22 protein-coding genes are annotated in these 21,900 nt (G+C 55.5%); 13 read left to right on the top strand and 9 right to left on the bottom strand.

Annotated features, from left to right (window positions below; genetic code table 11):
• Positions 1-699, top strand: coding sequence for an urea ABC transporter ATP-binding subunit UrtE (urtE, locus tag WFN61_RS05375; protein ID WP_312178065.1), 699 nt, complete (start codon positions 1-3; stop codon positions 697-699).
• A gap of 47 nt (positions 700-746) precedes the next feature.
• Here the strand turns inward: urtE and bioD are convergent, their stop codons facing one another.
• The 3 genes from bioD to WFN61_RS05360 all read right to left on the bottom strand — a co-directional run bounded on the left by bioD (position 747) and on the right by WFN61_RS05360 (position 3,816).
• Entirely contained in the window at positions 747-1,442 is a 696-nt protein-coding gene (bioD, locus tag WFN61_RS05370; protein WP_312927600.1) for a dethiobiotin synthase, read from the bottom strand.
• Positions 1,443-1,567: 125 nt separating this feature from the next.
• On the bottom strand, positions 1,568-2,788 hold the full coding sequence (gene mlc / locus WFN61_RS05365) for a sugar metabolism global transcriptional regulator Mlc (protein WP_144811694.1): 1,221 nt from the start codon (positions 2,786-2,788) through the stop codon (positions 1,568-1,570).
• A gap of 107 nt (positions 2,789-2,895) precedes the next feature.
• Positions 2,896-3,816, bottom strand: coding sequence for a LysR family transcriptional regulator (locus WFN61_RS05360; protein ID WP_257757478.1), 921 nt, complete (start codon positions 3,814-3,816; stop codon positions 2,896-2,898).
• Positions 3,817-3,925: 109 nt separating this feature from the next.
• On the opposite strand from WFN61_RS05360, the gene WFN61_RS05355 reads away from it, so the two are divergent.
• From WFN61_RS05355 to WFN61_RS05330, 6 genes are all read left to right on the top strand, one after another.
• On the top strand, positions 3,926-5,182 hold the full coding sequence (locus WFN61_RS05355) for an MFS transporter (RefSeq protein WP_144811700.1): 1,257 nt from the start codon (positions 3,926-3,928) through the stop codon (positions 5,180-5,182).
• Positions 5,183-5,376: 194 nt separating this feature from the next.
• Positions 5,377-6,201, top strand: a complete 825-nt coding sequence (locus tag WFN61_RS05350) for an RNase A-like domain-containing protein (protein WP_257757477.1) — start codon at positions 5,377-5,379, stop codon at positions 6,199-6,201.
• Between the two features lie 3 nt (positions 6,202-6,204).
• Positions 6,205-6,495: a contact-dependent growth inhibition system immunity protein gene (locus WFN61_RS05345; protein WP_312633910.1), complete on the top strand. Its 291-nt coding sequence runs from the start codon at positions 6,205-6,207 to the stop codon at positions 6,493-6,495.
• Positions 6,496-6,525: 30 nt separating this feature from the next.
• Complete coding sequence (locus WFN61_RS05340; RefSeq protein WP_238084611.1) at positions 6,526-8,010, top strand: carboxypeptidase M32; 1,485 nt, start codon at positions 6,526-6,528, stop codon at positions 8,008-8,010.
• Between the two features lie 163 nt (positions 8,011-8,173).
• Positions 8,174-8,515: an acid resistance repetitive basic protein Asr gene (gene asr / locus WFN61_RS05335; protein ID WP_072015283.1), complete on the top strand. Its 342-nt coding sequence runs from the start codon at positions 8,174-8,176 to the stop codon at positions 8,513-8,515.
• Positions 8,516-8,750: 235 nt separating this feature from the next.
• A complete protein-coding gene (locus WFN61_RS05330; RefSeq protein ID WP_144811712.1) occupies positions 8,751-9,566 on the top strand; it encodes a trypsin-like serine peptidase in 816 nt (271 codons plus the stop codon).
• Here WFN61_RS05330 and WFN61_RS05325 read toward each other — a convergent pair whose 3' ends face one another.
• The 4 genes from WFN61_RS05325 to WFN61_RS05310 all read right to left on the bottom strand — a co-directional run bounded on the left by WFN61_RS05325 (position 9,567) and on the right by WFN61_RS05310 (position 12,919).
• On the bottom strand, positions 9,567-11,729 hold the full coding sequence (locus WFN61_RS05325; RefSeq protein WP_337038037.1) for a bifunctional diguanylate cyclase/phosphodiesterase: 2,163 nt from the start codon (positions 11,727-11,729) through the stop codon (positions 9,567-9,569).
• 159 nt (positions 11,730-11,888) lie between these two features.
• Positions 11,889-12,029 carry a hypothetical protein gene (locus tag WFN61_RS05320; protein WP_312633919.1) on the bottom strand — a complete coding sequence of 47 codons (141 nt, stop codon included), beginning with the start codon at positions 12,027-12,029 and terminating at the stop codon, positions 11,889-11,891.
• A gap of 70 nt (positions 12,030-12,099) precedes the next feature.
• Entirely contained in the window at positions 12,100-12,522 is a 423-nt protein-coding gene (locus WFN61_RS05315; protein WP_337038034.1) for a hypothetical protein, read from the bottom strand.
• 157 nt (positions 12,523-12,679) lie between these two features.
• Positions 12,680-12,919 carry a hypothetical protein gene (locus tag WFN61_RS05310; RefSeq protein ID WP_144811722.1) on the bottom strand — a complete coding sequence of 80 codons (240 nt, stop codon included), beginning with the start codon at positions 12,917-12,919 and terminating at the stop codon, positions 12,680-12,682.
• A gap of 427 nt (positions 12,920-13,346) precedes the next feature.
• Here WFN61_RS05310 and WFN61_RS05305 point away from each other — a divergent pair, with 427 nt between their 5' ends.
• From WFN61_RS05305 to WFN61_RS05295, 3 genes are all read left to right on the top strand, one after another.
• Positions 13,347-14,231 (top strand): SDR family oxidoreductase, encoded by an 885-nt coding sequence (locus tag WFN61_RS05305; RefSeq protein ID WP_257757469.1) that lies wholly within the window; start codon positions 13,347-13,349, stop codon positions 14,229-14,231.
• A gap of 50 nt (positions 14,232-14,281) precedes the next feature.
• Positions 14,282-16,117: a glycoside hydrolase family 15 protein gene (locus tag WFN61_RS05300; protein ID WP_337038031.1), complete on the top strand. Its 1,836-nt coding sequence runs from the start codon at positions 14,282-14,284 to the stop codon at positions 16,115-16,117.
• A gap of 99 nt (positions 16,118-16,216) precedes the next feature.
• Positions 16,217-16,729 carry a ferritin-like domain-containing protein gene (locus tag WFN61_RS05295; RefSeq protein ID WP_042393653.1) on the top strand — a complete coding sequence of 171 codons (513 nt, stop codon included), beginning with the start codon at positions 16,217-16,219 and terminating at the stop codon, positions 16,727-16,729.
• A 185-nt stretch (positions 16,730-16,914) separates the two neighbouring features.
• Here the strand turns inward: WFN61_RS05295 and smrA are convergent, their stop codons facing one another.
• Positions 16,915-17,478 carry a DNA endonuclease SmrA gene (gene smrA, locus WFN61_RS05290; RefSeq protein ID WP_144811729.1) on the bottom strand — a complete coding sequence of 188 codons (564 nt, stop codon included), beginning with the start codon at positions 17,476-17,478 and terminating at the stop codon, positions 16,915-16,917.
• Between the two features lie 411 nt (positions 17,479-17,889).
• Between smrA and ogt the strand changes: the two genes are divergently transcribed.
• The 3 genes from ogt (at position 17,890) to uspE (ending at position 20,446) form a co-directional block, all read left to right on the top strand.
• Positions 17,890-18,405 carry a methylated-DNA--[protein]-cysteine S-methyltransferase gene (gene ogt / locus WFN61_RS05285; RefSeq protein ID WP_144811732.1) on the top strand — a complete coding sequence of 172 codons (516 nt, stop codon included), beginning with the start codon at positions 17,890-17,892 and terminating at the stop codon, positions 18,403-18,405.
• 194 nt (positions 18,406-18,599) lie between these two features.
• Entirely contained in the window at positions 18,600-19,352 is a 753-nt protein-coding gene (fnr, locus tag WFN61_RS05280; RefSeq protein WP_144814560.1) for a fumarate/nitrate reduction transcriptional regulator Fnr, read from the top strand.
• Between the two features lie 143 nt (positions 19,353-19,495).
• Positions 19,496-20,446: a universal stress protein UspE gene (uspE, locus tag WFN61_RS05275; protein WP_144811736.1), complete on the top strand. Its 951-nt coding sequence runs from the start codon at positions 19,496-19,498 to the stop codon at positions 20,444-20,446.
• 63 nt (positions 20,447-20,509) lie between these two features.
• Here uspE and pntB read toward each other — a convergent pair whose 3' ends face one another.
• On the bottom strand, positions 20,510-21,898 hold the full coding sequence (gene pntB / locus WFN61_RS05270; RefSeq protein ID WP_144811739.1) for a Re/Si-specific NAD(P)(+) transhydrogenase subunit beta: 1,389 nt from the start codon (positions 21,896-21,898) through the stop codon (positions 20,510-20,512).
• Positions 21,899-21,900 lie beyond the last annotated feature (2 nt).

Raw genomic sequence — 21,900 nt, 5'->3', positions numbered from 1 at the left:
ATGCTGGAAGTGAATGAACTGCATCAATACTACGGCGGAAGCCATATCCTGCGCGGCCTCTCGTTTGCGACGCATCCTGGCGAGGTGACCTGTCTGCTGGGGCGCAACGGCGTGGGGAAAACTACCCTGCTGAAGTGCCTGATGGGACTGATCCCGGCTAAGTCCGGGACCATTAGCTGGCAGGGTAAGCCCATCAATCAGCAGAAACCCCACCAGCGGGTGCGCAGCGGCATGGCCTATGTGCCGCAGGGGCGGGAGATCTTTCCCCGGCTGACGGTTGAGGAGAACCTGCTGATGGGCCTGGCGCGCTTTACCGGTTCGCAGGCCAGGCAGGTTCCCGATGAGATCTACGACCTGTTCCCGGTGCTGCGGGAGATGAAGCACCGGCGCGGGGGCGATCTCTCCGGCGGCCAACAGCAGCAGTTAGCCATTGGCCGGGCGCTGGCCTGTCGGCCCCAGCTGCTGATCCTTGATGAACCGACGGAGGGGATCCAGCCCTCGGTGATCAAGGAGATTGGCGTGGTAATTAAAACCCTGGCCGCGCGCGGCGACATGGCGATCCTGCTGGTAGAGCAGTTTTATGACTTTGCCGCCGAGCTGGCGGACAGCTACCTGGTGATGTCCCGGGGAGCGATCGTTCAGCGCGGCAGAGGCGAAGAGATGGAGAGCCACGGCGTGCGCAATCTGGTGGCGATTTAGCCGCGGCCGTCAGCGTGCTGCTCCCGGAGCGAGCCGCAGTCATCGGATTAGGCCAGCACGCGATCGGCGATCAGCGTTCGGGTCAGCAGGGTTACGTCGATATAGTGCGCCAGGTCGCGCTGCTCGGCGCGGGGCAGATAGGGTAGCTCACCGATCATCGGCGCGGGGATCTTTTTACCCAGCACGTTAATGATCTCAGCATAGTGGGCAAGGCCAGGGTTGATACGGTTAGCGACCCAGCCAATCAGCGGCAGGCCGTCGCTGGCGATCGCCTGAGCGGTCAGCAGAGCATGGTTGATACAGCCCTCCTGGATCCCCACCACCATAATCACCGGCAGCTGCTCCTGCACCACCCAGTCGGAGAGCGGACGCAGATCGTTCATCAGGCTGCGCCAGCCACCGGTGCCTTCGATCACCACGTGATCGACACGGTCAGTCAGGTGTGCAAGCCCTTTGGACAGCAGGCCATAGTTAATGGGGCAGCTGTGGGCCACGCTGCTCTCTTCCTCGCTCAGGGCGATGGGGTTCACCGCCTCGTAGGGTAGCGCCAGGGTCGAGACGTTTTGCAGCACCAGCGCATCTTTGTTGCGCAGGCCCTCAGGCGTCTCTTTACTCCCTTTCGCCACTGGTTTGTAGCCGGCTACGCTTCTGCCGCTGTTTGCCAGCGCCTGCAGAAGTGCGCGGGAGACCACTGTCTTCCCGACAGCCGTATCGGTACCCGTAATAAAGAAACGCTTAAGCATCACTTACTCCACCGTTTTGCCGCGAAAATATACACCACGAAAATAATTCAGAGGAGAAAGTCTAAGTTAAGTCGCCAGGGGCTAATTTGAGGTAGCGCAATTTTTCCTACAACTGTGCAAATTTGTTACCCCTGCAACAGTCGAATCAGCAACGAACCGTTATACATCGCGTCTTTTACCAGCGCGGCACCCGCCATGGTGCCCTGATTAGAGAACTGTGTGCTTTCGACAGTGATGTGTCGGCTATAGGCGGGCAGCGACTGCTGGCGAATGCAGCTGCTAATGGCAGGAAAGAGAATATCGGCGGCCTGGCTCAGGGGGGAACCGATAAGAATTTTTTGCGGATTAAACAGGTTGACCATGATCGCCAGAATGCGCCCGACGTTGGTACCTACGCCGGTGATAATATCCGTCGCCAGCCGATCCCCCTCTCGCGCGGCCTGGCAGAGCGACGCTACGGTAAGCGGCTGACCGTGCAGCTGCGAGCTCATCGACTGGCTCATGCGCTGCTGCGCCAGCTCCAGCACGCTCTCTACGCTGGCGATGGTTTCCAGACAGCCGTGGTTGCCGCAGTAGCAGCGTTTGCCGTAGGGATCGACCTGGGTATGGCCTATCTCAACCAGGCTGCTGCTGCCCGCGTGCAGCAGGCGGCCGTCGGTGATCACCCCCGCGCCAACGTTGTGGTCGATCACCACCTGGATAACATCCCGCGCGCCACGGGATGCGCCAAACAGCGCTTCCGCCATGGTCCAGGCGCTGATGTCATGCTGAATATAGATCGGCACGCCGGTATGGCGCTCAAGGGCCTCCCCCAGCGCCATGTCTTTAACGTCTTCATAGAACGGCATGCGGTGCACGATGCCGTTCTCGGTATCGATGATACCCGGCAAGGTGATGGCGATGGCGGTCAACCGTTCGAGCTTGTTCTGGTGGCGAATAAAGAACTGGTCGATGTGCTGAATAATGCGGCTGGCGAAGGGCGTATCGGCGTGTAAAGGCAGCTCAAGCTGCTCTTCAACCACCAGCTTGCTGCTAAGGTCGCGCAGGGCGAGATGGATCTCCCCCCGGCTGATGCGCAACGAGAGGTAGTGCCAGGCCTCGGTCTCTACCATCAGGCCCACGGCAGGACGCCCTCGGCTGCCTGGATCCTGGATCTCCGTCTCCTGCACCAGGTGCGCTTCTAGCATTTCACGGACAATCTTGGTAATGCTGGCGGGGGCAAGCTGCGCCAGACGCGACAGATCGATACGTGAAACCGGGCCTAGCTGATCGATAAGCCGGTAAACGGCTCCTGCATTAGTCTGCTTAATCTGATCAATATGGCCGGGCGTACTATCAGCAACCACCTCTTGCTCCCTTTATTTTCGCGCTTCGAAATAAACTTTAGGCTATGGTGAAGCAGTTCCTTGAGGCCGTCAAATTTTTGATTAGCCTTGTGATTTACCGCACATTTTCATCCTCTGCGAGATAAATTCTGCTCACTTTTAACGCTTTCCAGCAGCTGCTGCTTGAAATGCAGCGCGGCCGCGCCCTGCTCGTGATGCTTCGACCACACCAGCCACATCTGCGAGACCGCATCGGCTTCGGCAATCGGCAGCCAGCGCATCTCGCTGAGCTGAACCCGACAAAACGACGCGGGCAGGATCGACACGCCCAGTCCAGCGGCCACCAGCCCAATAATGGTCATCGCCTCGCCGACCTCCTGGGCAATACGCGGCACCAGGCCGTAACGGCGCAGCAGGCCAAGGATATCGTCGTACAGTCCCGTCCCGACATGGGGATCGAAAAAGACAAACGGCTCCTTTGCCAATTCGCTCAGCGTAACCCTGGGCTGTGCCGCCAGGGGATGATCGCGCGGAACCATCGCCAGCAGCGGCTCGCGTAGGATCACCTCCCACGCCAGCGTTTCCGGCAGCGCGGTATTGCGCATCAGACCCAGATCCAGGGTTCCCTCGTGCAGAGGGGCAATCTGCTCCCGGGTATTGATCTCTCGGGTTTGCAGATGCACGTCCGGGTAGCGCCGCCGGAAGGTCGAAAGGGTGTCAGAGACTGCTTTAATAAAAGGCGCGGAAGAGGTAAAGCCGACCCGTAGCTCCCCGCTCCGCCCCTGATGCAGCCGGGCGGCGCGGGCGGCAGCGTCATCGACCTGGCTGAGGATCTGTCGGCTGTCGATCAGAAACTGCCTTCCCGCCGGGGTCAGCGCGACGCTGCGGTTGGTCCGGGCCAGCAGTCGGGCACCGACCTGCTGCTCAAGCAGCTGGATCTGCTGGCTGAGCGGCGGCTGGGAAATATTCAGCCGGGCCGCCGCATGGCCAAAATGTAACTCTTCGGCCACGGCAATAAAGTAGCGCAGGTGACGCAGTTCGATATTCATATGTTTAATGTATCATTTGAGATTATTAATATATTAGACAGAATATTTACATTTTCCTACTCTTAGCGGTAATTGCTTACCCGCTGTTATAGACTACTAAGGATCCTCCGTGAGCCGTACTACCGTCGTTGACATCGCCCCGGCGAGCGATGCCGACGTGCAAACCACCGCTGTTCCCGCCACGCCCTATATTAAACGCGGCACTCCCCAGTTTATGCGCGTCACGCTGGCGCTCTTCTCCGCCGGACTGGCGACCTTCGCCCTGCTCTACTGCGTGCAGCCGATCCTGCCGGTACTCTCCCACGAGTTCGGCGTCTCACCGGCCAGCAGCAGTATCTCGCTCTCAATCTCTACCGCCATGCTGGCTATTGGGCTGCTGTTCACCGGCCCGCTCTCGGATGCCATCGGTCGTAAGCCGGTGATGGTCACCGCTCTGCTGCTGGCCTCCTGCTGTACGCTGCTCTCAACGATGATGACCAGCTGGCACGGCATTTTGATCATGCGCGCGCTCATAGGGCTGTCGTTGAGCGGCGTCGCGGCGGTGGGAATGACCTACCTGAGCGAGGAGATCCACCCCAGCGTAGTGGCCTTTTCGATGGGGCTTTACATCAGCGGTAACTCTATCGGCGGTATGAGCGGACGCCTGCTCAGCGGTGTATTTACCGACTTCTTTAGCTGGCGTATCGCCCTGGCGGTTATCGGCTGCTTTGCCCTCGCCTCTGCGCTGATGTTCTGGAAAATTCTTCCGGAGTCGCGTCATTTTCGTCCTGCCTCGCTGCGACCCCGGTCGCTGATGATCAACTTTCGCCTGCACTGGCGCGATCGCGGCCTGCCGCTACTGTTTTTGACCGGCTTCCTGCTGATGGGATCGTTTGTCACTCTGTTTAACTACATTGGCTATCGCCTGATGCAAACCCCGTGGCAGCTCAGCCAGGCAGTGGTAGGCCTGCTTTCGGTGGCTTACCTGACCGGGACCTGGAGCTCGCCCAAAGCTGGGGCGATGACCGCACGCTTTGGCCGTGGGCCGGTGATGCTGGCTTCAACGGGGATTATGCTGGGCGGCGTGCTGCTGACGCTCTTCTCGTCGCTGGGGCTGATTTTTGCCGGCATGCTGCTCTTCTCTGCTGGCTTCTTCGCCGCCCACTCGGTCGCCAGCAGCTGGATCGGTCCGCGAGCGCGCCGGGCTAAAGGCCAGGCCTCATCGCTCTATCTGTTTAGCTATTACCTGGGATCGAGCCTGGCCGGGACGCTGGGTGGTCTGTTCTGGCACAGCTATGGCTGGAACGGCGTCGGCGGTTTTATTGCCATGATGCTGCTGGCCGCGCTGCTGGTGGGCCGTACCCTGCACCGCCGTCTCTCTGCGTAGCTAAACGTATCCTGCCTAAACATGCCGGGCGGCGCTACGCTTGCCCAGCCTACAAACAGCGCCTTACCGTAGGCCCGCGCAAGCGTTTTAGTCACGTCCTTATGTGGTCATTCTTAATAAATAAACCACTTTTTGCATAACGGTAACTCACTAACCTTTTTTATGATCGCGGTAAAGATAACCGGAGTATCTTTATGAGCGATAAATTACAGGTAGTGATGTCACCAGTACAACTGGCCGCAGTGTTGTCGGATAAAACAGTAACTGAAGCGGAAACGCTGCAAAATCGGTTGCTGGGAGGCCTTGGCGTTGCAATGAGTACGGTAGAGCTAGCGGGTGCAGCAATTCTTTGTGCAGCGCCCGATCCTACCACTCTTACCAAGGCGGCCTGCATTGTTGTTGGGGCTCATGGGTTGGATAGTCTTAATGCAGCCATTGACCAAACGCTTACGGGACATGATACCCGGACAACTGCATATCAGTTAGCTGTAGATACTGCGCGTCGCTTTGGCGCAGATGAAAAGACAGCTATAAATATTGGGCTGACTGTCGATATTGCTGTCCCAATTGCTTTTGGTCTTGCCTTAGGTGCTGTACGTGTCGCTTCTGTCCGCATCGGCAGAATAAGGCTTATGGAACATGAATCCGTAGCTGGATACAAACCCGGCGGACATACATTGTCTCGTCATGTGGGATTAAGTGAAGCAGATCTGAGAACGCGCCTGAGGAACAGACCAACACTATCGGGAAGCAGCACTTTTTATAATAAGCATTTAGCAGAGGATGTTATTTCTCGTGCGCTCAAATTCAATGCACCCTACATCACTAACTGGGCAAAAACAGCGAGAGCCAGTTCAAAACTGAATATCGACTTCTTCGCAGGAAGAGAGGTTGGATTTGGCATTGAATCTGCAACAGGTCCTGTAATTAAGTCCTATAAAATGCGTGTCGTGCTTGAACTTCAGATGTATAACGAAAAACCTTACTATGTCCTGACTGCCTTCCCGATACTGAGATAACTGATGATGACTAACTATCTGGATCACCTTATGGGAGCCTACTTCAATCAGGACTATGACCTGTTCGGCGAGACCATAGAAGAAGTTATGGATGAATACCTGAAATGTGAAGGGCCAGATCAGGCCAAAGGATTGATTGCCGACTGTCATTACTTTCTTAACAAAAGTGATGATGTGGAGACAGCGTTTCTTGACCTGTACAGGTTCGACTTCGATCCCGCATTATGGGGTATGACTGCCAGACAATTTCTCACAGTGGTATCAGCGCAGGCGTCCTGTTATCTTGAAATGTAAGCAAATTATATCAGCACAACACGAGGCATAATGGACACCAGCAACTACCAGCAACTGACCCGCACCTTCCAGCGTCTTTACCGTTTCTCCCACCTCTCTTCCATCGCCGGCTGGGACATGATGACCATGATGCCCTCTGCCGGGAGTGCCGCCCGGGGCGAAGCGCTGGCGGAGTTAAGCGTCCTGAAACACCAGATCCTGACGGATAAAAAGGTGGCTCAGTGGCTTGAAGCGGCCGCGCAGGAGGATCTTAACGACGTTGAGCAGGCCAACCTGCGGGAGATGACCCGCCACTATCAGCAGGCGGCGGTACTCCCTGAGTCGCTGGTAGAGGCGAAATCGCTGGCGGGCAGCCGCTGCGAGCACGCCTGGCGTAGCCAGCGCCCGGCGAATGACTGGGAAGGTTTTTCCGCCAATCTTAAAGAGGTGGTCAAGCTCAGTCGTGAAGAGGCGAAGCTGCGTGCGGCCGTAAAAGGCTGCACTCCCTACGACGCGCTGTTGGATCTCTACGAGCCGGATATGACCGCCGCGAAGCTCGACGTGCTGTTTGCCGATCTCAAATCCTGGCTGCCGGATCTGCTTAATCAGGCGGTAGCGAAGCAGGCCCAGCGCCAGCTTATCGCGCCGGTCGGGCCGTTCCCGGTGGAGAAGCAGCGCGAGCTGGGTCTGACGGCAATGCATACTCTGGGCTTTGATTTTGACGCAGGCCGTCTGGATATCAGCGCCCACCCCTTCTGCGGCGGCGTACCGGAGGACGTGCGCATCACCACGCGCTACGACGAGAACGATCTGTTGGGTGCCCTCTTTGGCGTGGTGCATGAAACCGGCCACGCCCGCTACGAGCAGAACCTGCCCCGCACCTGGCTGGGACAGCCGGTTGCCGAGGCTCGCTCGATGGCCGTGCACGAATCGCAGAGTCTGTTCTTTGAGATGCAGCTTGGCCGCAGCAAGGCGTTCTTACAGCGTCTCCTGCCAGCGGTCATCGACCGTTTTGGCGCGCAGCCCGCCTTTAGCGAAGAGAATTTCATCGCCTGGAACCAGCAGGTGCAGCCTGGCCTCATCCGCGTGGATGCTGACGAAGTGAGCTACCCCGCACATGTGATCCTGCGCTATGAGATTGAGCGAGCGCTGATCAACGGTGAGATTGAGGTAGAGGATATTCCGGCTCTGTGGGATGAGAAGATGCAGCACTGGCTGGGCATCTCCACCGTGGGCAACTACCGCGACGGCTGCATGCAGGATATCCACTGGACCGACGGCGGCTTTGGCTATTTCCCATCCTATACCCTTGGCGCTATGTACGCCGCGCAGCTGTTCCACGCTGCACGCACCGCGCTGCCTAACCTTGATGCCGCCATCGCAGAAGGGGATTTCAGCGCCCTGTTCGAGTGGCTGCGGCAGAATATCTGGCAGCACGGCAGCCGCTTTACCACCGCGAAGCTGATTGAATCCGCCACCGGCGAAGCGCTGAACAGCCGCTACTTCCGCCAGCATCTTACCGCCCGCTATCTGTAACTTTTCCGGCCGGGAGCGTCATTCCCGGCCTCTCTCTGCGCGTTGTACATTACGTTACACGCCGATACCAATCACTCACTGAAGCCCCGCATTGAGAAGCCTATAGTCTCTTCAACGGCCCCGCAGTGGGGTTAAATGATGAAACCAATTCGAGGATATCAGAATGAAAAAAGTATTAGCTCTGGTTGTTGCCGCTGCTATGGGTCTCTCTTCTGCTGCGTTCGCTGCTGACACTGCTGCGACCACCGCTGCACCTGCAGCAACCGCTCAGACTCAGAGCGCTGCTCCGGCTGCCAAAACCACCCATCACAAAAAACACCACAAAGCTGCCGCTACCCAGAAAGCGCAGGCTGCTAAAAAGCACCACAAAAAAGCCACTAAACCGGCCGCTGACCAGAGCGCTGCTAAACCAGCCGCTGACCAGAAAGCCCAGGCTGCCAAGAAACACCACAAAAAAGCAGTAAAACACACCGCTGCTAAACCGGCTGCTCAGCCTGCTGCCTAAGTTTGATGCTTACTTCAGCGCCCGCCTGCCGGGCGCTGCTTCTTTCGGAGGATCTATGCTGCAACGCTACCGTTTCGAGCTGATTTTGCTCATGCTGATTGCCTGCGCGCTGGTGTCCCTCCGTTTCTATCTTTCCTGAATGTAGCACGCTGATTTTACTCCCCCTTTCCTCCCGTCCCGTCTATAGTTGTTGCTTAGGGTTTGAATAATCATTATTGCCCCACCAGAGTGTGATATGCATAAATTCGGTATTCTGCTATTGGGTTCGCTTTGTTCATTTTCTTTTTACAGCCATGCCGATGATGATGCCGCCGCTGCCGCTGAGATCAAGACGCTGTTTTTTAATCATGACGACCGGGTCCGGGTGAGTAATCCAACGCAGTCGCCGTGGGACGCTATCGGCCAGCTGGAGACTGCCAGCGGCAATCTCTGCACCGCGACGCTGATTTCGCCCCGCGTAGCGTTGACCGCTGGGCACTGCCTGCTGACGCCCCCCCGTGGCAAGGCTGATAAAGCCGTGGCGCTGCGCTTTGTGGCGCAGAACGGCATCTGGCGTTATGAGATCCATGGTATTGAGGGGCGGGTTGAATCAACCCTGGGTAAGCGCCTTAAGCCTGACGGCGAGGGATGGATTGTTCCGCCTGCCGCCGCGCCGTGGGATTTCGGCCTGATCGTGCTGCGCTATCCGCCGTCGGGTATCACCCCCCTGCCGCTATTTGAAGGGGATCGCGATGCGCTGACCGCCGCGCTAAAAGCTGCCGACCGGAAGGTGACGCAGTCAGGCTACCCGCAGGATCATCTGGACAACCTCTACAGCCATCAAAACTGCGTGGTGACCGGCTGGGCGCAGGATAGCGTGCTCTCTCACCAGTGCGATACCCTGCCTGGCGACAGCGGCTCTCCGCTTATGCTAAAGACGGACGACGGCTGGCGGCTGATTGCGGTACAAAGCTCCGCGCCGGGGGCCAAAGATCGCTGGCGCGCCGATAACCGGGCGATTGCCATCACCGGCTTTCGCGATCGGCTGGATGCCCTGGCGCAAGAGCCGTAGTTAACCCTGGCGGCGCTGACGGTGCTGCCGCAGTGCGTCAATCGGCATTGGCGCGCTAAAGAAGAAGCCCTGAAGCCGATCGCAGCCAGCCAGACTCAGCAGCTTCATCTGTTTTTCGTTCTCAATACCCTCTGCAACCACCGTCATCCCCAGCGCGCTGGCAATACGAATTGTACCGCCCACCAGCGCCGCCGCCTGCTCATCATGATCCACCAGCCCGGCCAGCGACTTGTCTATCTTGATAGTGTCAAAGTTGAAGCGCCGGAGGTAGCCAATGCTGGAGTAGCCGGTACCAAAATCGTCCAGCGCAATGGCCGTTCCCAACGCTTTTAGATTACCGATCGCTGAAAGGGAGCGCTCTGGGTTCTCCAGCACATAGGTTTCGGTGATCTCCAGCTGCAGGCGATGCGCAGGGAAATGGCTATCACGAAGAACGTCTGCTACCTTGTTTTCAAAGTCGGGATCGCGAAACTGCGCCGGGGAGATATTCACCGACAGCTTGAGATCGCTAAGTGGTTGCAGATCCCTACAGGCGCGGCGCAGCACGAACTGTCCCAGGGCGTGGATCAGTCCGCTGGTCTCGGCAATGGTAATAAACGCATCCGGCGGTAGCGCGCCAGCGGGCCGCCGGGGCCAGCGCACCAGCGCCTCCACGCCCACCATATCCTGGCTGCGGGCATCGACAATGGGCTGGTACCAGACGTCAAACTCGTCGCGGAGCAGGCCCTCGCGAATATCGTTTTCAATGGCAACCTTGCGCTCGCGGGCGCTGTTCAGCTCGGCATCGTAGTGGGTGACCTGCGCCTTACCGTTCATTTTTGAATGGTACATAGCAATGTCCGCCCGGCGAAACAGCTCCGAGCTGGTACACTCCAGCAGCGTGCCGCTGGCAATACCAATGCTTGCGCCGATGTAGAGCGTGCGCTCGCTCAGGCGAATCGGCAGATCGAGCATCATCAGCACCTGCTCTGCAAAGCGGCTGGCCTTTTCGCTGGCCCGATCGCCGCTGATGGTCATGGCAAACTCATCTCCACCCATCCGCGCCAGCATGCCGCCGTCAGGGACTTTATCGCTCAGGGATCTGGAAAGCGCTACGATCAGGCGATCGCCAACCTCATGACCATAGATATCGTTGACGTCCTTGAAGCCGTCGAGATCGATAAACACCACGCTGATCGCCTCGTTTGGATTAGCCAGGCTAAGCGCCTCCAGCCGCGCCAGCAGCGCTCGTCGGTTCGGCAAGCGGCTCAGCCAGTCGGTCATGGCGGTGCTGCGGGCCAGCTTCTCCCCCTTTGCCAGCTTATAGAGGCCCGCGCTACTCAGCATGATAAACAGCAGGATCAGAGCAGCGACAAGCAAAACAATCTGGCGGATCTCCCATGCCGCCGCGTGCGCCGCCCTGGCCCCGGGAAGCTGCGGCTCCCAGCTTAAATAGCCCAGCAGATCCCCCGCAGAGCTTTTTAGCGGCACGCTGGAGTCCCGGGTTCGGTTAAGACTGAAACGCAGATTTTCGATCTGGAAGGTATCGCCTAAGGCTTTAAGATTCTGCGTATCAATATGACGCGTAATCACCAGATAACGCCGAATATTGCCGTGTACCTGAAGCGGACTAATTCTGGGCTTGATAAGCCCAATAGCGATAAACGCAATACCATGACGGGTACGGGTAATACCCGCAGTGATATTTTGCTTATTAACCTGAGTAGCGGTGGGTTTATTAACAAGTGCCTTAAAACCTTCGCCGAAAAAATCCAGATTCTTCTCATAAAACGGCTGGCTGCGAAAGGATCCCCATAGCACCTGGTGATGCTCGTCAAGCACGAAGGTGCCATCGTAAAGATTACTGCTCTTATACGCCGCCCCCCAGATATTATCGAGCCAGCGGGTATCAAGCTGCGACTGGTAGACCTCACGTGCGGCATCGTCCCAAACGGCATTATCGATAACCAGCGACGACACGCGATTAATCGAGGTCTGTATTGCACCCTGCACTGACAGCGCCGAGCGATGTTCATCAATTTCGTTAGTTTTGCTGCTGATAAGATGCAGGGAGAGATAGAGCAAGGCCACTACGGAAACAATCAGCCCAATGCCAGCGATAAAAATCAGTATCGATAGCGTTCTTGCGGTGGGGATATTACGCCAGCTTAACGGTTTAAACATTCACCGCCCTCTTATCCGTGTGAACGGCCATCATCTTTTTGTTGGTTTTGTGAGTTAAGCGTAATACAACCAGCCGATTTCGCTGCCCGTTAATCGCGAATACGGATGGCGATCACAGCGGCAGCGAAAGGGCTTAGGAACGGGTTTGGGGGGGCAGCGCTAGCTGGCTTTGAACGGATCCTTATGGTCATCCTGGCTGTCATCACGCTTGCGGGGAAGCTCACCCTGCTTAGCGGGGTTATCCTTGACTGGCTTAGTCTCTTCTGCTTTTAAGGGGAAAGCGTAGTTTTCCGTCATCATGTTCTCCTGTTGTTACTTCACCTAAAGCTTAGTCAACGATTCAGGAACCGGGTAACAGAATCTATTCAGGCTAAACAGGGCGCTTTCGGCCCACGCCTCGGGCAGGAGATACAAGGACATATCCTAAGGCAATAAACTCACGATTATCAATCTTCCTGCTCCCCTGACTATCCTGCTGCCACAGCCCAGTCAGGGCATTAAACACAAGCTGTATCTCGCCCTCTGGGGTATTAACGATATACTTTCCGCTCGGTAAATAACCGCATGAGTAACTAATTCTGCGCATGGGCGGTGCTTTAACGCTATATTCAATTTTACGAAAGCCGGTAGCGGCAGTAGTAAAAAAATAGAATGGCAGGCTGGTTATTTTTAAATCACCCACGTCGGCAATAATTTCGCCATCACGAAACAATCTCAGCGCTTTTAAAACCAGATTAACTGAATGAGATGCCTCATATCCAGGATATTCAGCTTTAAAATAGACGAAATTCATAGATGCCTCTATCACCACTCTTAGCGACCACGTTAAAACAAGATTAGCAATGAAAACGCAACCGCAATGCTTTTTGTTAACGTGGCGTGATAGTCAGGCGAGGATTTCCGCAGCAGCAAGAAAATAGAGGCTACTGCGGTTAAAGCGGGCTACAGGCTCAGGCAACTTTTTCTACGACAGGCGTTTCACACTGGCGCAGGCTGAGTTGCAGATCGTAAATCAGACTTTTTACCATTTCCGGTGACAGGTGGAAAAACTGTGAATCAAAGGTGCTGGCCCCTGCCGTATACGGAGAGGTGCTAAAACCAAATCTTACCACAACGCCGTTATGATCTTCTTCCGGACCGACCTGCCAGCCTACGACAGGAAACGCAGGTAATACGGGCTCTTTGCTCATCCTAAATCTCCTTATAAACGTGATGCAATATTTAACCTTTGCAGCCAATATCTTTAGCGTGGCTTAAGATTCATCTTAAACTCACCCGCGGAATTTCCAGTTTAGCTTAACGTTAGGCAGACACAAGCCGACCACAACAATAATGGCCCTTAAGCGTGTAACCAGGAGCATTCTGAACCCTTTCATGCAAAACGTTAACAGTACTTTCGTATGATTTGCACCTTTCCCTTTTTTATTTAGCACAGACGTTACTGAATTTCAGAGAATTACCTAAAAAGTTTACAATTTAACCCGCTAGCATAATTTCAGCGCCAAAATAACATTTAGGTAAAGTTTTTAAAGTATCGGCATAAATTTTAAAAAAAATAGCGGATCGGCGTATTGCTGACTACGTTTATTACTGGTTCATTCAACGAGACGGATTATTATGACGACACAAGATAACAACCTCCCTCACTATCCACGCCCTCCTTTTGTAGAGCAAACGCAGAAAGTGCCGGGGCTTGCGTCAGAAATGAAGCCGATCCCCGATCATGGTGAAACCAGCTATACCGGTTCGGGTCGTCTGGCAGGTAAAAAAGCACTTATTACCGGCGGTGACTCCGGCATCGGTCGCGCAGTAGCTATTGCCTATGCCCGTGAAGGCGCGGATGTAGCCATTAACTATCTGCCGGAAGAGGAATCTGATGCCGAAGCAGTGATCGCTTTAATTAAGGCTGAAGGTCGTAACGCCGTGGCGCTGCCGGGCGACATTCGCTCAGAAACCTTCTGCCAACAGCTGGTGGTTGAAGCCATCAACAAGCTCGGCGGCCTGGATATTCTGGTCAACAACGCCGGTCACCAGCAGTTCTGCGAATCTATTGAGACGCTGACCACCGAAGCGTTTGATGAAACCTTCAAAACCAACGTCTACGCGCCATTCTGGATCACCAAAGCCGCAGTGCCGCATCTGAAAGAGGGTGCCGTTATTATTAACACCTCTTCCGTTCAGGCCTTCCAGCCGAGCGACATCCTGCTGGACTATGCCCAGACCAAAGCCTGTAACGTTGCGTTTACCAAAGCGCTGGCTAAGCAGCTCGGTCCGAAAGGCATTCGCGTAAACGCCGTTGCGCCGGGGCCATACTGGACGCCGCTGCAGGTATGCGGCGGGCAGCCGCAGGAAAAAGTAAAAGCCTTCGGTGAAACCGCCCCGCTCGGCCGTCCTGGCCAGCCGGTTGAGATCGCCCCGCTGTATGTTCTGTTTGCCTCTGACGAAAGCTCCTTCTCGTCTGGCCAGGTATGGTGCTCAGACGGCGGTACCGGCACGGTGTAATACTTGGGCAGGCCCCGCCTGCCTTGTCGATTTTTGCAGGATAAGTATTAATGAAGAATCAATCTTTATCCCGAAGTGAGCGTGTCGACGGCTATGCAGGCCTCGGCGACTATGCCGCTATTGGCGATGGTCGCTCGGTGGCGTTGATAGCGCCGGATGGTGCCATTGACTGGTGGTGCGCCCCAAATATGGATTCACCCCCGCTGTTCGATCGCATACTGGACGCCAGGTCTGGCGGCTATTTCCAGATCGAGCCGGTCGAAGAGTACCGCATGGAGCGGCAGTACCGGGAAAACAGCAACGTGCTGGAAACCTGTTACACCACTAAAACGGGTAAAGTCAGATTCACCGAATCTCTTAACAGTAATAACGCAGGCCGTCTGCCATGGTGTGAGCTGGCCCGCCGCGTTGAGGGGCTGGAGGGCGAAGTGGAGATGAAGCTGCTCTTTGTCCCCGGTACCGCCGCCTGTACCCGCTCCTCATGGATTGCTGACTCCGCCAAAGGTCATATTGTTCACGTTGGCGATTTGATGGCGATGCTGCGTACCACCTCCGACATTGAAATCACCTGCGTGGACGATCAGGCAATCGAAGGCCTGTTTACCGCAAAAGCGGGCTCGCGTTCGCTGGTGGCCCTGTTGGTGAGTGATAACGAGCCGCTGGCCGTGCCGCCGCTGGAAAAAATCGATGAGCGGATCGACGTCAGCGATAAAAACTGGGCGTCCTGGGCAGAACATCTGAGCTATGAAGGTGTGCATAAGAAGCACGTTGTTCGCTCTGCGCTGGCGCTTAAGTTTCTGCTCTACTCCCCGACCGGCGCACTGGCCGCTGCCCCGACGACCTCCCTGCCGGAGGGCATCGGCGGCGAGAAGAATTACGACTACCGTTACGCCTGGATCCGCGACGCCTGCCTGATCATTCGCGCCTTCGCGTTTATCGGCGCGCTTGAAGAGTGTAAGGCGGCCTTCTCCTGGCTAACCCACACCATCGTGCGTCATGAAGGCAAGCTGCGAGCCTGCTATACCCTGGACGGCGACGTAGTGCCCAATGAGACCTATTTGCCGCTGGAAGGCTACAAGGGATCCCAGCCGGTACGAGTCGGTAATAACGCGCAGAGCCAGCAGCAGCTCAGCATGTTTGGCGACATGCTGGATACCGCCCTGCTGTTCGTTCATGCCGGTCACGTACTGGATCTGACTACCGCCCGTCTGCTGGCTTCTTTAGCTAACGAGTGCGCGGACACCTGGCGTCAGGATGACTGTGGGATATGGGAGCTGCCCGAGCGACGCCACTATACCCACTCCAAAATGGCCTGCTGGGTGACGCTGGACATCGCCGTACGCCTGGCAGAAGACGGCCACATTGAAAAAACGTGGGCTAACCGTTGGACACGCGAACGGGATCGGGTCAGCGCCTGGATTGAAGAGCACTGTTGGTCTGAAAAGAAACGGGCTTATACCTTCTACGCCGGTAGTGACCATCTGGATGCCGCTATGTGCCTGGCGTGGTACTACGGCAGCAAAGTTAACCCAGAGCGGATGAAGTCCACCTATGACGCCATTTACGCGGAGCTGGGACATCATTCGCCGATGCTCTATCGCTACAGCGACGTAGAGAAAGAGGAGAGCACCTTTGTGGCCTGCTCATTCTGGCTGGTAGAGGCATGGGCGCGTCTGGACGATACGCAAAAAGCGTCTGAGTACATGGAAACGATCCTTGGCAACCTGTGCGATCAGGGCAACGTAGAGAACTTTAACGAAATGTTTGATGTGCGCACCGGCGAGTGGCGCGGCAATGTCCCGCAGGGGCTGAGTCACCTCTCGCTGATCTGTGCTGCCGATGCGCTATCACGCTTCCGTGATGGCGAAAAGCAGTGGCACGTCTGACGGATTGAACCAGGACTTCTATACTTCAGAGCGTAAGTGCTCTGTTAAACCCAAAGAAGAGTGCAATAAATTATTGGATCTTACGAGGAGTAATTAACGATGGCGACTAACTACACTGAACACTACCACGATTGGTTACGCGACGCCCATGCTATGGAAAAACAGGCCGAGTCCATGCTGGAAAAAATGGCTGACCGTCTTGAGCACTACCCGGATCTGCGCGCTCGCATCGTACAGCACATCGAAGAAACCCGTCAGCAGCAGAAGCTGGTCGATCAGGTGCTGGCCCGCAATAACATCTCTACCTCAACCCTGAAAGATGCGATGGGTAAACTGTCCGCGATGGGTCAGGCCATTGGCGGTATGATGACGCCGGATGAAGTGGTTAAGGGCGCAATCAGCGGCTACGTTTTCGAGCATTTCGAAATTGCCTGCTACACCTCGCTGATCAGCGCAGCCGAGATGGCCGGTGACCATGAGGGCGCGGCTGTTTTCAAACAGATCCGTGAGCAAGAGATTGCGATGGCAGACTGGTGTCAGACCCACCTGCCTGACGTGACTCAGCAGTTCCTGTCACGCTCTGCCCAGCCTCATACCGAAGCGAAACGCTAACTGTCCCCTGCCCGTTTCACTCTGAAGCGGGCAGTTTTCCTCTGCTTCTGGTTTCGCCCATTCTTATCCTCTGAGCGGCATACATAATATACTGACTCTAATAACGCTGCGTAATTAATGCGCGCGTGATGATTAAGCTATGCGTAAATAACAGTAAAACTGTCTACATTATTATTTCCCGGAGCCTAACGACTGCGCTTAGCATGGCGCTCCCAATTATCCTGTTTTGCCTGAGCGGTTTTACGCAGCGCAATATAACAGGCTCCGCTCCCGCCATGATGCGGTAGCGCCTGGCAAAATGCCTGAACGTCTTCAAATTCCGGCAGCCAGCGTGCAAGATAACTGCGTATAATATTAGCGTGCGACTTATCCTCTCGCCCTTTACCATGAATAATAAGCAAGTTACGCAGGTTATCCTGTCTGGCCTGATGCAGGAAGCTAAAGAGCATCTGTCGGCACTGCTCAACCGGCTGCTTTAACAGGTTAAGGCTGGCCTGCTGGCTGTACTTACCGAGACGCAGCTTATCAATGACACCGCTTTGCAGCCCCTCACGGCGAAACTCCAGCGGCGTCGTCAGCGGCAGCACGTCCAGAAAATCGGTAGTCAGGAAATTTTCCTGCTGTAACAGATCGATACGCGGCGGCGTGCGCGTGTTGCGGCTGGGATGCCAGTGTACGTCGGCACAGCGTTTAAGGGGTTGGACATCCTCCATGGCGTCAAGAAATAGCGATTTGTCGTCAAGGTTCATGGTCACTCCTCGTGCAACGTTTGACAGCTCAGGCGCTACTATAGCCACCCGAGAGGTCGGTCACAACGCTGTTGTTTAATTTCCATCATGTTCCTGATAAGACATGCTGTCTGGCAAACGTACTCAGGTATAAGTACATTAACCGCCACTTAACTAATACCACTATTACAGTAAACAAAATGATTTAACTTAAACCGCTGATAAACTCGTTATCAATCTTTACTGGTATTAGTATTAAAGATGTCTATACTAAAATAAACCCGCCCAAGGAGTGGTAGCGTTAAAATAATGTAAGGATGCACTGCTGTGTGTACTATAGAGTCTGGCGGATGTCGGCAGGCTCTATTTTTTTACGTAAAAATCGGTAAGATAATATCCTATATTGCTAGCCTGCTCATTTAGGATCTTGCCATGTTAACCCTGCTGGAAGACAAAATCGACACGCCCCTCGGCCCGCTTTGGGTTATCTGTGACGAACAGTACCGCCTGCGCGCCGTTGAGTGGGAGGAGCACGCTGACCGCATGGAGCTGCTGCTCAACGTCCACTACCGTAAACCAGGCTATCGCCGGGTCGCGGCCAGCAATCCAGGCGGGCTAAGCGATAAACTCCACGACTACTTTGCCGGTAATCTTAGCGTGATTAACGATCTGCCCACCGAAACCGCCGGCACCCCATTTCAACGGGCGGTATGGAAAGCGCTACGCGAGATCCCCTGCGGTCAGGTCATCCACTACGGCCAGCTGGCTGAGCTGCTGGGTCGCGCTGGCGCAGCACGAGCGGTGGGTGCCGCGAATGGTTCTAACCCTATCAGCATTGTTGTCCCCTGTCATCGGGTGATCGGTCGCAACGGCACCCTGACCGGCTACGCCGGGGGCGTCCAGCGTAAAGAGTGGCTTTTGCGTCATGAAGGCTATCTTTTACTTTAGGAAAAGGGGACTTTTTGTGCCTTTTTTCGCGCCATTAATCGATAAACCCCTAATCAACACAAGGAATTTCAATAAGTTAAACTTATTGATTTTTCAAAGGTTCCAATAATCGCTGTTTGGAGATTAAGCAGACTTACGTGCTCAGCAAAAAGATGTTAAAATTGACCAATATCAATTACGGCCTGAGCAGACCTATGATCCCGGAAAAGCGAATTATTCGACGCATTCAGTCTGGCGGTTGTGCTATCCATTGCCAGGATTGCAGCATCAGCCAGCTTTGTATCCCGTTCACCCTTAATGAACACGAGCTGGACCAGCTTGATAACATCATCGAGCGCAAAAAGCCGATTCAGAAAGGACAAACGCTGTTTAAAGCGGGCGACGAACTGAAATCCCTTTACGCGATCCGCTCCGGTACGATTAAGAGCTATACCATCACCGAACAGGGTGACGAGCAGATCACCGGTTTTCATCTGGCTGGTGATCTCGTGGGCTTCGACGCTATTGGTACCGGCCATCACCCGAGCTTTGCTCAGGCGCTGGAGACCTCAATGGTCTGCGAAATTCCGTTTGAGACGCTGGACGATCTCTCCGGCAAGATGCCCAGTCTGCGTCAGCAGATGATGCGTCTGATGAGCGGCGAGATCAAAGGCGACCAGGATATGATCCTGCTGCTGTCGAAAAAGAATGCGGAAGAGCGCCTGGCGGCCTTTATCTATAACCTCTCTCGCCGGTTTGCCCAGCGCGGTTTCTCACCTCGTGAATTCCGCCTGACCATGACCCGTGGCGATATTGGTAACTATCTGGGCCTCACGGTAGAAACCATCAGCCGTCTGCTGGGCCGTTTCCAGAAAAGCGGTATGCTGGCGGTTAAAGGTAAGTACATTACTATCGAAAACGGCGATATCCTCGCCGAGCTTGCCGGCCACGCGCGCAACGTCGCCTGACGTTTACGCCGCAACTCACCTCTTGCCAGACAGCAATATATTCCGATTTGTTGATCTGGCAAAGGTTAGCCTCTGTTTCATTCTGCACATATAGGTTACTCTTTTAATTACAGACTGCGGTGACAGATGTAAGGAGACCCTGTATGGCCATGTATCAAAATATGCTGGTTGCCATCGATCCCAATCAGGATGACCAGCCAGCGCTACGGCGCGCTGTATATTTGCATCAGAAAATTGGCGGCCGCATCAAAGCCTTTCTGCCGATCTATGACTTCTCATATGAGATGACCACCCTTCTGTCGCCTGACGAACGTACAGCCATGCGTCAGGGCGTCATCAGCCAGCGGACCGCCTGGATCCGCGATCAGGCAAAATATTACATCGATGCCGGGGTGCCGATTGATATTAAAGTGATCTGGCACAACCGCCCTTTCGAAGCCATCATTCAGGAAGTGTTAACCGGACATCACGATCTGGTATTGAAGATGGCCCACCAGCACGACAAGCTGGAGTCGGTGATCTTTACCCCTACCGACTGGCATCTGCTGCGTAAATGCCCCTGCCCAGTGTGGATGGTGAAAGACCAGCCGTGGCCCGAAGGCGGCAAAGCGCTGGTGGCGGTGAATCTGGCCAGTGAGGAGCCGTACCATAACGCGCTCAACGAGAAGCTGGTGCGGGAAACCATCCAGCTCGCCGAGCAGGTGAACCATACGGAAGTGCATCTCATCGGTGCTTACCCTGTCACCCCGATCAATATTGCTATTGAACTGCCGGAATTTGATCCTACCGTCTACAACGACGCTATTCGCGGCCAGCATCTGCTGGCGATGAAAGCCCTGCGCCAGAAGTTCGGCATCTCTGAGAAACTCACCCACGTGGAAAAAGGACTGCCTGAAGAGGTGATCCCGGATCTGACCGAGCATCTGCAGGCTGGGGTCGTTGTGTTGGGAACGGTCGGTCGTACTGGCCTCTCCGCGGCGTTTTTAGGCAACACCGCCGAGCAGGTCATTGATCATCTGCGCTGCGACCTGCTGGTGATTAAGCCCGATGACTACCGCTCGCCGGTTGAGATTGATGACGACGAAGACGATTGAGTCGTTAATCGTTAATGTCATAAAAAAACCGCCATTACGGCGGTTTTTTATTTTATGCGTGTCTTACAACGCCTTGAGGATCGCATCCACGCTCTGCTTAGCATCGCCAAACAGCATCTGGGTGTTCTCTTTAAAGAACAGCGGGTTCTGCACGCCGGCATAGCCGGTGTTCATCGACCGCTTAAACACGATCACGTTCTGCGCCTTCCACACTTCCAGAACCGGCATCCCGGCAATCGGGCTACGCGGATCGTCCAGCGCCGCCGGGTTCACGGTATCGTTCGCGCCAATGACCAGCACCGTATCGGTATCGGAGAAGTCATCGTTGATCTCATCCATCTCCAGTACGATGTCGTACGGTACTTTGGCTTCCGCCAGCAGCACGTTCATATGGCCCGGCAGACGCCCGGCAACCGGATGAATACCAAAGCGAACTTTGATGCCGCGGGCACGCAGCCTCTCCGTGATCTCTGCCACCGGATACTGCGCCTGGGCTACCGCCATGCCGTAGCCTGGGGTAATGATCACCGTGTGCGAATTCTTCAGCAGATCGGCGGTCTCTTCCGCGCTGATTTCGCGGTGCTCGCCTACCTCTGCGTCCTCACCGGTTGAAGAGCCGTCAGTGCCGAAGCCGCCCGCGATCACGCTGATAAACGACCGGTTCATCGCCTTACACATGATGTAGGAGAGGATCGCACCGGAAGACCCCACCAGCGCACCGGTGACAATCAGCAGGTCGTTGCTGAGCATAAAGCCCGCCGCCGCCGCCGCCCACCCGGAGTAGGAGTTGAGCATCGATACCACCACCGGCATATCTGCCCCGCCGATTGACGCCACCAGATGCCAGCCAAACGCCAGCGCGATGATGGTCATCAACAGCAGCGCCAGCACCTGTAGCCCCACGCTCTCGGTGCGGACAAACACCAGCAGCAGCAGGAAGGAGACCACCAGCGCCGCGAGGTTCATCTTATGGCGGTTTGGCAGCATCAGCGGCTTAGAGGAGATCTTGCCGCGCAGCTTGCCGAACGCCACGATAGAGCCAGTAAAGGTCACCGCCCCGATAAAGATGCCGAGGAACACCTCCGTCAGGTGGATATTCACCAGGATCGGCTCAAGGCCCGGCTCGTGGTACAGGTAGCTGTTAAAGCCCACCAGCACCGCTGCCAGACCTACGAAGCTGTGCAGGATTGCCACCAGCTCCGGCATTTCGGTCATCTCAACTCTCTTCGCCAGATGAATACCAATCGCGCCACCGATAATCATCGCGACGATGATCCAGGCGACGTTGCCGGTCTCCGGCCCAAAGATGGTGGCGATCAGCGCAATCGCCATCCCGGCGATGCCAAAGCGGTTTCCCTGCTGAGAGGTTTCATGCTTTGACAGCCCGGCCAGGCTGAAAATAAACAGGATCGCGGCAACAATGTATGCAGCTGTAACTAATCCTCCAGACATGT

The sequence above is a fragment of the Pseudescherichia sp. AS216 genome, from assembly GCF_037152055.1.
In the GTDB taxonomy this organism is placed as follows: Bacteria; Pseudomonadota; Gammaproteobacteria; order Enterobacterales; family Enterobacteriaceae; genus Pseudescherichia.
The sequence above is the reverse complement of the archived record's forward strand: the minus strand, read 5'-3'. Positions and strand labels throughout refer to the sequence as shown.